Annotated in this window: 10 protein-coding genes; 6 read left to right on the top strand and 4 right to left on the bottom strand. The window is 63.5% G+C overall.

What is annotated here, in order from left to right:
- The first annotated feature begins 3 nt into the window (after positions 1–3).
- The 3 genes from JQ600_RS20745 to JQ600_RS20755 all read left to right on the top strand — a co-directional run bounded on the left by JQ600_RS20745 (position 4) and on the right by JQ600_RS20755 (position 3518).
- A complete protein-coding gene (locus JQ600_RS20745; protein WP_212389708.1) occupies positions 4–744 on the top strand; it encodes an ABC transporter ATP-binding protein in 741 nt (246 codons plus the stop codon).
- Positions 741–2120 (top strand): glycosyltransferase family 1 protein, encoded by a 1380-nt coding sequence (locus JQ600_RS20750; RefSeq protein WP_212389707.1) that lies wholly within the window; start codon positions 741–743, stop codon positions 2118–2120. The genes JQ600_RS20745 and JQ600_RS20750 overlap by 4 nt, the downstream gene beginning before the upstream one ends.
- An 84-nt stretch (positions 2121–2204) precedes the next feature.
- Positions 2205–3518, top strand: coding sequence for an O-antigen ligase (locus JQ600_RS20755; protein ID WP_212389706.1), 1314 nt, complete (start codon positions 2205–2207; stop codon positions 3516–3518).
- Between the two features lie 25 nt (positions 3519–3543).
- Here the strand turns inward: JQ600_RS20755 and JQ600_RS20760 are convergent, their stop codons facing one another.
- Both JQ600_RS20760 and JQ600_RS20765 read right to left on the bottom strand, forming a co-directional pair.
- Positions 3544–5034 (bottom strand): NAD(P)/FAD-dependent oxidoreductase, encoded by a 1491-nt coding sequence (locus tag JQ600_RS20760; protein ID WP_212490073.1) that lies wholly within the window; start codon positions 5032–5034, stop codon positions 3544–3546.
- A 37-nt stretch (positions 5035–5071) separates the two neighbouring features.
- Positions 5072–5521 carry a cupin domain-containing protein gene (locus JQ600_RS20765; RefSeq protein ID WP_212389704.1) on the bottom strand — a complete coding sequence of 150 codons (450 nt, stop codon included), beginning with the start codon at positions 5519–5521 and terminating at the stop codon, positions 5072–5074.
- A 281-nt stretch (positions 5522–5802) separates the two neighbouring features.
- Between JQ600_RS20765 and JQ600_RS20770 the strand changes: the two genes are divergently transcribed.
- The gene (locus JQ600_RS20770) at positions 5803–6816 is read left to right on the top strand and encodes an AraC family transcriptional regulator (protein ID WP_212389703.1); all 1014 of its coding nucleotides are present in this window, start codon (positions 5803–5805) and stop codon (positions 6814–6816) included.
- Positions 6817–6934: 118 nt separating this feature from the next.
- On the opposite strand, the gene JQ600_RS20775 is transcribed toward JQ600_RS20770, so the two are convergent.
- Entirely contained in the window at positions 6935–8152 is a 1218-nt protein-coding gene (locus JQ600_RS20775) for an ABC transporter substrate-binding protein (protein ID WP_212389702.1), read from the bottom strand.
- Positions 8153–8312: 160 nt separating this feature from the next.
- On the opposite strand from JQ600_RS20775, the gene JQ600_RS20780 reads away from it, so the two are divergent.
- Both JQ600_RS20780 and JQ600_RS20785 read left to right on the top strand, forming a co-directional pair.
- Positions 8313–10460 (top strand): carbamoyltransferase C-terminal domain-containing protein, encoded by a 2148-nt coding sequence (locus JQ600_RS20780; RefSeq protein WP_249135993.1) that lies wholly within the window; start codon positions 8313–8315, stop codon positions 10458–10460.
- A gap of 191 nt (positions 10461–10651) precedes the next feature.
- A complete protein-coding gene (locus JQ600_RS20785) occupies positions 10652–10813 on the top strand; it encodes a hypothetical protein (protein ID WP_312017258.1) in 162 nt (53 codons plus the stop codon).
- A gap of 7 nt (positions 10814–10820) precedes the next feature.
- Here JQ600_RS20785 and JQ600_RS20790 read toward each other — a convergent pair whose 3' ends face one another.
- On the bottom strand, positions 10821–11750 hold the full coding sequence (locus tag JQ600_RS20790) for a DMT family transporter (RefSeq protein WP_212389701.1): 930 nt from the start codon (positions 11748–11750) through the stop codon (positions 10821–10823).
- Positions 11751–11798 lie beyond the last annotated feature (48 nt).

An 11798-nucleotide genomic window follows, 5' to 3' on the forward strand; every position in this document is an offset into this window, starting at 1 on the left:
ATCATGGTCAGCATCAGCCTCCACGACGTCAGCCTCGAATATCCGCTCTATGGAGCCTACGACTTCTCGGTCAAGCGCCGCCTGCTCGGACGGTTGCTCAACGAGCGGAGCGAGACGCGCACGATCCGCGCCATCGACAATATTTCGATCGAAGCCACCGCCGGTGCGCGCATCGGCCTCGCCGGACCGAACGGCTCCGGAAAATCGACCCTGCTGCGGCTGCTTGCCGGCGTCTATCCGCCGACGCGCGGCCGCATGGAGATCTCAGGCAATGTCGTGCCGCTGATCGGCCTGAACGCAGGCGCCAACATGGATTTCGTGGCTGATGACAATATCCGCCTGCTGCTGCGGATCAGCGGACACACGCCGACGCAGGCCGTTGTGGACGAGATCTGGCGGTTCACCGAGCTCGAAGCGCGCATGCGGCACATGCCGCTGCGCATGTTCTCCTCGGGCATGCTGATGCGGGTGCTGTTCGCCACCGCCACGGCGTTTCCGGCCGACATCCTGCTGCTCGACGAATGGCTAAGCGTGGTCGACGAAAAATTCTCGGCGAAGGCCGAGCAAAGGCTGCTCAAGCTGGTCTCGATGGCCGCGATCGTGATCATCGCGTCCCACGACCAGGCGCTGCTGCGCCGCACCTGCACCAGCGTCATCAACCTCGATCAAGGGCGCATCGTCCGCGCGGTACCGCTCGACAGATATTCCGAACGCCCATTCGAACTGGAAGAGAAGAGAGCATGAAGATCCTGGTTATCAGCGAGGCGCTCGGCGAGCCGAACCACAAGCGCGGCATTTTTCATTTCACGCGCGAGCTGATCCGGTCGCTCGCCGCCGAAGGCCATGACCTGACGCTGCTCGTCGAAACGACGCGCCGCTATCGTCAGTTGCGGTCCCGGCAGCGGCGCGCGCAACTGTTCCCGGCGGATTCGCGCCTGATCGAACTGCTGGCGCTCTACCGGTTCCTCGACGAAGCCGACATGAACGAGCCGGTGGCGCGGAGCGCGGTGCGGCGCACGGTCGACTGGGTCAAACACCGGATCCGCGCGTGCACCTCGTGGGAATTCGGCGCGTGCCTGCTGCGGGCGATCGGGCTTCTGCCCCTGCGGGTCAAGCTGATCGAGAACAAGACCGCCGGGCTGGAATACATCCCGACCGATTTGCGCCACCTCGAACTGTTTCGCGACTTTTTGCTCGAGCCCGGATTTTACAGCTACCAGGATGCTTCGGCGCTGACCCAGCTGCCACCGCCGCAGATCGATGCCCGCGATTATGACGTCATCCTGGTCGATACGCCGACGCGGGTTGCGATCAAGCGTGGCCCCAACGCCAAGGTCATCTGCGTGGTCCATGACCTGCTGCCGCTCACGGATCTGAAACTGAGCGACGTCGCGACGCGCCTGTTCCTGTCGCGCCTGATGACCAGCCTGCATCAGGCCGACGAGTTGGCCTTCGTTTCCAACTACAGCATGAACCGCTTCCGCGATCTGCTGCCGCAATTCTTCTACCTTCCGGCGCGGGTGGTCTACCCGCGTACGCGCTTCGAACCGTTCCGGCTCGCGCCGGTGCCGGTGCCGGTTTCGACCGCACGGCCGGGACAACCGACCTTCGTCGTGATCGTTTCGGCGGAACCGCGAAAGAACCTCAACGCGGTGGTCCGCGCCTTCCGGAAGATGCCCCATGCCGACCTCGTCGTGATCGGTTACGCCGGCGGCACCAGCCTGATGCGCAATCCGCCGCCGAACGTCCGGTTTGCGGGCTATGTCGAGGAACATGACAAGGCCACGCTGATATCGGATGCGCACGGCCTGATCATGCCGAGCCTGGCCGAAGGCTTTGGCGTACCGATCATCGAAGCGCTGGCAGCCAATACGCCCGTTCTATGCTCGGACATTCCGGTGTTTCGCGAAGTGGCGGGCGAACTTGCCGACTATTTCGATCCGTTCTCGACCGAATCCATCTGTGCGTCCGTCACCCGGGTGCTGTCCTGTCAGGATGAATGGCGCCGCAAAATTCGCGAGCGCCGCGGCGAACTGGTGGAACGCTTCGGCCACCAGACCCAGGCCCGCGACCTTCTCGCTCCCCCCAGAACCGTCGAGTACCTGGTCGCCGCGCAATAGGACACTGCCGGGAACGCCGACGCCGTTTCGGCGACGGCCCGGACGAGACCTTCAGAAAACCTTGCAGAACCTTGGGATGCTGCGATGACGAGCGTCGAGCGTAATGTGCTGTGCGACCATGCCGGACCGGCCGGCCAAGCGGGATGGCGCGGCACGCTACGCCGTCTGGCGGTCGATGTCCGCAATGCCGATATCCTGGCGGCCCTGACCGCGGCGGCGTTGCCGTGGTCGACCTCCGCCACGGCCATCCTCATCGTACTCTGGCTCGTCGTCCTTGTCCCGACCATCGATCGGGACGCCTTCGTTCGTCATCTGGCGCATCCGGCCTGCGCCCTACCCTACGCGTTCGTCGCGCTCGCCATTCTCGGCGTGTTCTGGACGGATGGCACATGGTCGGCGGCCCTGCACGGCATCAAACCAGTCGCAAAACTGTTGATGATCCCGTTTCTGCTCTATCACTTTCAGCGGTCGCAGCGCGGCAGCTGGGTTTTTGCAGCGTTCCTCGTTTCATGCACCCTGATGATGATCCTGTCCTGGATCGTACTGTTCTATCCGGCGTTCAAGCTCACGCGGACCGTTTCGGACGGTGTCCCGGTCAAGAACTATATCGACCAGAGCCAGGAGTTCGCGCTGTGCGCGTTTGCACTGGCGTTGCCGGCGCTGATCGCGCTTCGCGAGCGGCGGCTGGCCACGGCGATCGGCTGGCTGGTGCTGTCGGTGGCGTTCGTTGCGAACATGATGTTCGTGGCCTCGGCGCGGACGGCGCTGGTGTACATGCCGGTGCTGCTGGTGCTGTTCACCGCGCTGCATCTGAGCCGGCGCACCATGCCGGCGCTGTTTGCGGCGGCCATCGTTGCCGCCGCCATCGTCTGGTCGACCTCGCCCTACCTGCGGCAGCGCATCGCCGACATCGCGACCGAGTATCAGGGCTATGAAACCAACACCGTGGTGTCGACGGCGCAACGATTGCACTATTGGCGCAAGTCGCTCGGCTTCTTTGCCGATGCTCCGCTGTTCGGCCACGGCACCGGCTCGACCAGGCAGCTGTTCGCGCGCGCAGCCGCCGGGCAAACCGGGCTGTCGGCCGAGGTGGTCAGCAATCCGCACAACCAGACCCTCAACGTTGCCGTGCAATGGGGACTGCTCGGCGTCATGACGCTGTACGGGATGTGGCTGAGCCATCTCCTGCTGTTCCGCGGTGAAGGCCTGGCGGTCTGGATCGGGCTCGTCACCGTCGTGCAGAACTTCGTCAGCTCGCTCCTGAACTCGCATCTGTTCGATTTTCACGAGGGCTGGATGTACGTACTCGGCGTGGGCGTCGCCGGCGGACTATCGCTGCGCGCGACCATCCGGCGCCCCCGATCTTTGGGAACTCCTGCGAGCCGGAGTGCGGCCTAGCTCGGTTACTGACCGTCTCCCCGCTTCATGCCGAGACCTTGTAGTCCGGTGCAGAAGCGAGAAACCGCGCATATGCATCCGCATCCGGCGGGGTAAATTTCTCCGCCAGCGCGCTGCGCCGGCGTGTTGTTGTTCCGATGTCAGCCAGCAACTCGTCGAAATGCTTGAAATGGTAGGGCGCCACGCACAGCCCGCCATAGACGCCGGCGGCCGGTCGCTCCACGCGCTTGAAGTTGAGCATCAGTTCGATGTTGTCGCGCATCTCGGCGGGGCTCGGCTGCTGCGCAAGCTGGCCGTCGGCGTAGCGAACCAGCCAGTTCGCCGCCAGATCGGCGCACAGCACCGTGCAGAAGCTGGAGTTGAAGCCGACAAAACCCATGTCTGGCAGGTCCGGGTTGGCAATCAGCCGGTAGAGCCTGTACTGGCCGTCGGCATCCACCAGCCGGTCACGAAGCGCCGGTGGCAGGAACGGCACGCCGAGCTTGTAGCCGATGGCCAGGATAGCGAGGTCGGCTGCAACGCGCTCGCCGCCGGTCATCACGATGCTGTTGCCGTTATAGTGGTCGAAGCTGCCGCGGATGGGCTTGATCCGGCCATCGGCCACCATCGGAAAGAAGTCCGGCGTGGCGATCGGCACCGAGCAATTGACGCCGTCCTCGATGCGCTGCTTCGGAACCATGTCGCACTTCTTCAGCTTGAGCTGCAGCTTCAGCATGCTTTCCAGGCCGCGCCAGTTGGCCCAGACAAACGGCTTCGCCACCGCGTGCTTGAACCGCGACAGCGCCCCAATGCCCCAGCTCTTGAACATCTCCTCCTGCGCGCGGATGTAGAGGATGCGCTTGAAGTTGATCAGGCCGCCGATGAAGTAGGGAATCCGCCACACCGGTTCGCGGTACACCAGCGTGACGTCGCTGGCGCCGGAATTGACCGCGTTGACGGCGATGTCGGTGGCCGATTTCGAACCGCCCAGCACGACCACCCGTTTTCCCTTGGCGAGGCCGGCATCGTTGTATTGCGAGGAGTGCAGGATGCGCCCGCCCTGCGCCTTGAACGCTTCCTCGCCGCCCAGCCTCAGGGTCTGCGGTTCGTTGAACTGCCCGATGCAAACAGCGACGAAGTCAAAATCCTCCTGCGTGCTGCCGGCGGGGCTGCGAAGGTCGAGCCGCCAGCCCGGCTGTGAGTCCGGGCGGCCATTCATCTGCACCACCTCGGTATTGAAGCGGATCAATCGATCGAGGCCGTAATCGCGGGCGTATTCGGCAAGATAGGCATGGACCTGCGGACCCTTCGGCCATTCCGGATAAGATGCCGGCATGGCCTTGTCGGTGTAGCGGTAAAGCTCCTTCGGGCTCTGGGTCTGCACATCGGGATAGGATCTGGCCGGCTCCCACACGCCGCCGAGATCGCCGCTGCGCTCGACAATGGTGACGCGGTGTCCGCGCGACGAAAACGCCTTGGCCGCGGCAAGCCCGGACACGCCGGCGCCGATGATGCAGACCAGCTTTTGCTTGACCATGGATTTGTCTCCGTCGTGAAGGTGAAAGCTCGCGCCGCTATTCGTTGGCCTCCGGCGGCAAGAAGTTCACCTCGTGCTCGGCGGAAACCCGGACCACCTCCGCGGGGTCGGTCAAATTGTGCAGCCGGTTGAACAGCGCTTCGAGCTTCTGCATCGGCGAAACCCAGAACAGCGCACGCGCGGGCTTGTCTGACTTGTTGAAGTAGCCGTGCGGAATGCCGCGCGGCAGACGCACCAGGTCGCCGGCCTTCGCCTTCACCCAGACGCCGTCGAGCTTGAGATCGAGTTCGCCTTCCTGCACCAGGATGAATTCGTCCTGGGTCGGATGGATATGGACCGGCACGAACTGGCCGGGGTCGCTGTTGGTCTCGAAGGCGAAGGTGGAATCGGTCACCGCCTTCGGGAAATAGACCTGACCGAGGATATTCCAGGTCACGCCGCCGTAGCCGGTGCCATCAGCGGTGATACCCTTTTCGAGCGCCGTCATGTGCCGCCTCCTGTTGGATAATTTGTCCGTCCGGATCAATCCGTCGTGTTTGCACAGGCTGCGGCGATCCCGCCGGGCCGTCTAGCCGCAAAACGAATCCGCCATCGGCGCCGAAGGATTTCTTTTGGCCGCACAGGCGATGCTGCGGCGCACGATCATCGTGACGCTGTTGTCGCCGGCTGCGCAACGATCGGGCACAATCCGCTGCCAAATCGCCTTTCCAAGCACCCGTCCCGGAGATATTATAGGGTTCAAACAAACCCGAAGGCCGTGTGACGACGATGGGCGCAGCCGTTGCGGAGAAGGTTCGAGACGCCAGACTGGCCGCGTTCAACCGCGTATCGACCGGCGATGTCGATGCCGCTGCCGAGGCGATCGGACGCATCTTCTGCCCCCATCAGTTGACGCCCAATCGCCCGTCGGCGCCGGGTTTCTACGCCCTGCACAATTGCGCCGCCTTCGACGGGTTCTCCATCAACTACGTCGCCTATGGCGGATCGGTATCGATCGATCCGGGCTGTCTCGACCGCTTCTTTCTGCTGCAGATTCCGCTGCACGGATCGGCGCGAATAGCCACCGCAGCCTGCGAGGTCGAGAGCAGCCCGGGCACGCGCGCTTCGCTGCTGTCCCCGACGATCCCGACGCAGATGACATGGGACGGCGATTGCGCCCAGCTGATCCTTCTGGTGGACCGGCGGCTGGTCGAACAGCGGGCCGCAGCGCTTTCGGGCAAGCCGGCCGGCGCGGTCGAGTTTACGCCGGCGATCAATCTCAACCAGGCCTGCGGGCGCGAGCTGCAGTCACGGGCCGCCGACCTCGTCGATCTGGCCGAGCGTCTCGGACCAAACCGCCGCCTGGCACCGCTGGCTGCGGCCGAACTGCGCGAAACCCTGCTCGGCGCCCTCCTCCATGGTCAGCGCCACAGCCGGAGCGAAGCGATGCTGGTGTTCGGCGGCCGCGCCGAAACGCTACCACGGCCGTTGCGGCAGGCGCGGGATTGCCTGCATGCCCACGCCGCCGAGCCGCTCGATCTGGCCCAGCTCGCCGACATCACCGGCATCGGCATCCGCGCGCTGCAGATCGGCTTCCGCCGCCATTTCGGCACGTCGATTTCGCAGATGCTGCTCGATATCAGGCTGGCGCACCTCAATGCCCGCCTGACCAGCGCCTGCCCCGGCGAGAGCATCACGGAGATCGCGTTCGATCTCGGATTTACCCATCTCAGCCGCATGGCGCACGCCTACGGCAAGAAATTCGGCGAGACGCCGTCCTCGACCCTGCGCAGGATGAGTTGAAGCAATCCGGGCACTGGCCTAGAGCTTCGGTTCTGATTGAATCAGAACCGAAGCTCTAGATTCTTGTTTTGACGCGTTTTCTTCACGCGAACCGGCATCCACTTCGCTCGAAAACGCTCTAATGCCCGACCTCACCCGCGATGATGTCGCCGAACAGCTCCCAGCTTGCGCCGTTGAACTTCATCAGCTGCATCTGCTCGATCGGAAAGAAGTCGTTCGGGCCGGTGTTGATCTGGATGCCGGGCAGCAGTACGTCGCTGGTAAAGCCTTTCAGGCTGGCGGCCTGCTTCATCACGTTCTCGCGCGTGAGATTGTCGCCGCATTGTTTCAGCACCTGCACCATGGTCTGCGCCGTCGCGTAGCCATAGACGTTGTTGTTGTTGGTCTTGTCGCCGTCCGGAAAATACTTGTCCATGAAGGCGGCCCACGCCTTGATGCCGGGATCGTCCTTCCACACGGGATCGGTCGGATCCTTGATATAGGCCGTCGAGATAATGCCCTTGGCGTTGTCCAATCCGGCGGGCTTGAGCACGGTCGCCACCGACGTCGAGACGTTGCCGAGCAGGTAGACCGGCTTCCAGCCGAGTTCCGCCACCTTGCGGATCGCCTGCGCCGCGCCCTTGGGCGCTGCCCAGGTCATGAAGATGTCGGCGCCGGAATCCTTCAGCGCCACGATCTGCGAATCGATAGTGGGATCGGCAACCTCGTATGATTTGTCGGCGATGATCATGTTGGCCTTGGCACCGAGGCCGTCGCGCAATCCCTTCATCTGATCCCGGCCGGCGTCGTCGTTCTGCCAGATCGCCGCGATCTTGCCGTTCGGATAATTCTTCAGGATGTAGGCCGCGTAGATCCGGCCCTCGCTCTGGTAGTTTGGCTGCCAGCCCATGGTCCACGGAAAATTCTGCGGGTCACCAAATTTGGTGGCCCCTGTCGCCACGAAAAGCTGCGGGACTTTCTTGGCGTTCATGTATTTCTGGATCGCCGAGTTCGACGGCGTGCCGAGCGGCTGGAAGACCAGCAAAACCTCGTCGCTCTCAACCAGCTTGCGCGCCTGCTCGACGGCCTTCGGCGGACTGTAGGCGTCGTCATAACTGATGAAATTGATCTTGCGGCCGTTGATGCCGCCCTCGGCGTTGATCTTGTTGAAATAGGCGGCCTGGGCCTTGCCGATGGTGCCGTAGGCGGAGGCCGGGCCGCTATAGGGCATGATGTTGCCGATCTTGATTTCGGTATCGGAGGCGCCCGGATCGTATTTCTTCTGTGCGCTGGCTGCGGTCGCGGTCATCGCGGCGATCGCCGTCATGGCAACCAGGGTTCGGATTCGAGCCGTCATCGTTCTCTCCCACGCGCTTATTGTTTTGACGAAGTGTCGCAAGCCGCGCGCAGGCTGGCAAGGCGCTGCTTATTCCGCAGGATGAAACAGCATTGTTGCGCGCCGTCTTTTGTGTTTGATGCATGGCGGCGACACGCATCTCTGCAAGGCTTCCTTAGAATTGAACCCGACGACACGCATTGGCCCCCGACATCCGAAGCTCGCCGCCGGCGGATTCCGAGCCGCGCGATGGCTGGCTGCGAAGACGTTTGGCGCGGCCGGCTTTCACCAGCTCGGCTCGAAATTCACCGACGCGCGGATCGCGCATGTGCGGGAGAAGCTGACGCGCGGGGAAACGGTTTATCTCGCCGGCCTCGGCGCGCCCGGCACGCACAATTCAGGCGTGGCGCTGGTCGAGGTGACGCAGGCCCATGGCCCCCGCCTGATCCTCAACAACGAGGAAGAACGCTTTTCCGGCAACAAGCACACGACGGAATATCCGCGCGCCTCTGTTGATGCGATGGTTGCAGCCTTGCGCGGGATCAGGCGCGACATCGGCGATGTCGACGCCTGGCTGACCAGCTGGGACTACCCGACACTGGCGGGAACACTGGCGCGCTCGGTGCTGGAAGAACTCCCGCAAAGCCTCAAGCTGCTGCGCACCACCGAAGCCGCGGGCTTCGACGGGCGGCGTCTCGACCAGATGACGCGCACGCCAAAGATCCTTGCGAAACAACTGGGGCTTTCCGAACGCGTGCCGCTGATCTGCCTGCCGCACCACGACAACCATGCCTGGTTTTCCTATGCGGCGTCGCCCTTCCCCGACGATGGCGAGCCGGTTGCGGTCGCGGTGCTCGATGGCACCGGCGATCAGGGGTCGATCTCGCTTTATGTCGCTGAGAACGGCAAGATGCGCCGGCTGTACTGCAACGACAGCATGTTCGATTCACTGGGCGCGTTCTACAGCGTGATCTCTTCCACGCAGGGCGGCTGGACCTGGCTCTCCAGCGAGGGCCGTTATATGGGCGCGGCTGCCTGGGGCGACATGAACCGCGCGACAAATCCGTACTACGCGCGGCTGCGAAACGTCTTGCATTTCGGCGAAGCCGGCGAAGTCAGGCTCAACCGCGCGATGGCCAACTGGTATTGCGACCCGTTCGATAACCCTTACAAGACGGCCCTCACCGACATCCTTGGGCCACCGCTCAAGCCAGAGCAGCTCTGGAATCCCGACGCGGTGCTGCGTGTCGAGGACATCCATCACCGTCCCGACACAAAGGATCGCCTCGACAAGGCGGCCGCGACCCAATTGGTGTTCGAGGATGCCATGATCCACGTCGTCGATCACCTGTTGCGCATCACGGGCGCGAGCCGGCTGGTGCTCACCGGCGGCGTGGCGCTGAACGCGATCGGCAACATGCGCCTGCTCGAACATTTCGATGAAGCGTGGTTCGCCGGCGCCCAGCAGCGCAACGCGCGCCTACACCTGTGGGTGCCTCCGGTGCCCGGCGATCCCGGCGTCACCATCGGCGCCGCCTGGCTGTTCGCGCATCTGGCGGGCGCCCCGCGCGGCGCGCCGATGACGCATGCATTCTATTGCGGCTTGCCGCCGTCAAACGAAGCCATTGCGAGCGCGCTTGAAACCGATGACATCGCCTCGCAGCGCATCGGCGATCTCTCGACCGCTGATGGACGCGACGCCATCGCCGACCTGATGGCGTTCATGGTCGCGCAGGGCGGCGTGATCGCGCTGTATCAGGGCGCCGCCGAGACCGGGCCGCGCGCGCTCGGCCACCGTTCAATTCTTGCCAACCCCTGCGATCCGCTGGCGCGCGAGCGGCTGAACGAGCGCGTCAAATACCGCGAGGCGATCCGCCCGCTGGCGCCGATGGCAACGCTGGAAGCTGCCCGGGAATTTTTTGAGTTGCTTCCGGGCGCCTCCGATGCCGGCTACAACGCCTACAATTACATGGTGCTGACGGCGCAATCGAAGCCGGGCGCGCGTGACAAAATTCCGGCGGTGATCCATGCCGACGGCACCGGCCGGATCCAGATCGTCAATGCGGATGACGATCCCCTCACCCATGCTTATCTGAAGGCGCTCGGCCGTCACGTCGGCGTCGAGATATCCGTCAACACGTCCTTCAATGTCGCCGGTCCAATCGCGCAGACGCCGCAGCAGGCCATCGACACGCTGCGCCGCTCCAAGGGGCTCGATGCCGTCGTGCTGGTCGCAGATGACGGCGCGGTTTATGCCGCCTGGCACGGCGGCGAGCGCGACAGCGGGCGATTTTCCGGCTGGTTAGCGCAGTGGAAGAGCCGCCGGTAAGGTTGACAGGTTAGCTTAACCAGCGACTGCGATTGCGTCACGACCGCCGCGCGCTATCGTGCATGCAGTGGACGATTTGTTCGTCCCAACCCCTGTTAACTTCGCCGTCGGGCGATCATATTCCGCCCGGCAGCCTCGTTAAATCGTGAGCGCGCGCCATGCATGTTGAAAGCCAGGAGCGGTTACGAATATTGAGCCTCAGTCCGAAGCCCGCCTGGGCCGAAGTCTGGCACTTGCGGAAGATTTTCATTCCGCGGCGATCCATCACCGGACGGTTGCTGACCGGCCAGGTCTGGCGGCGTCATGACGGAAGGCGCTGGATCTACAAGAAATACACCGAACACACCGGCTAAGCGCCATCTATCCGATAACAGCCGGCCGTCGAAATAACCCGAGCACCCGCCCGTCGATCAACAGAAGCGCGCTGCCGATCACCAGCGCGCCCGCGATCTCGCGCAGCGAAATCTCCTCGCCCAGCACCAAATAGCCGAGCACGATAGCGGTGACCGGAATCAACAGCGTCACCAGCATGACGTTGGTAGCGCCGGAGCGCCGCAGGATCTGGAAGAACACGATATAGGCTAGCGCCGTCGACAGGACAGCCAGACCGATCACCGCGAACCACGTCGCAACGCCTGGCATCGACAATTGCCAGGGACGTTCGACGAAGCCGGCGACAACCATCATCATGATGCTCGAGGCCAGCAACTGGAACGTCGCCGTTCCCAGCGGCGGCGAGTTCGATAGCAGCCGTCGCGCCAGCAGCGCCGCCAAACCATAACTGAACGCGCCCGCAAGGCAGAGCAGGATGCCGATGCCCTGCCCGCTCCAAAATCCGTCGCCGTCAAAATTCCAGCCGCGCAGGATCACGACGCCGATCAGCCCCACGACGACGCCGGCGATCCGCCGCGCCTGCAGCTTCTCCTCGCCGGCCGTCGCCATCACCACAACGGTAAACAACGGCGTGGTGGCGTTGAGGATCGAGGCCAGCCCGCTCGGGATAGTCGTCTGCCCCGCCACGATCAGCGAGAACGGCAATACGTTGTTGAAGAGCCCGATCGCGAAGAACGGCTTCCAGCCTGAAACCCCTTTGGGAAAATCGATCCGATAGATCCACAGCAAAGGCAGCAGGATGATCGAGGCCAGCGCCACGCGCAGCAGCACCAGTGTCAGCGGCGGCAATTCCCGCAGCACCACGCCGTTGAAGAAGAACGAGCCGCCCCACAGGATCGAAAGCACGCCGAGCAGCGACCAGTCGCGGGCATCGATCCTGACATCATTAGCGGTCATTGCGGCTCATATCTGCATTTGCTGCAGATCTATTCCAGCGCGCGAGTC

Source organism: Bradyrhizobium sp. AUGA SZCCT0176, from assembly GCF_018130145.1.
Taxonomy (GTDB): Bacteria; Pseudomonadota; Alphaproteobacteria; order Rhizobiales; family Xanthobacteraceae; genus Bradyrhizobium.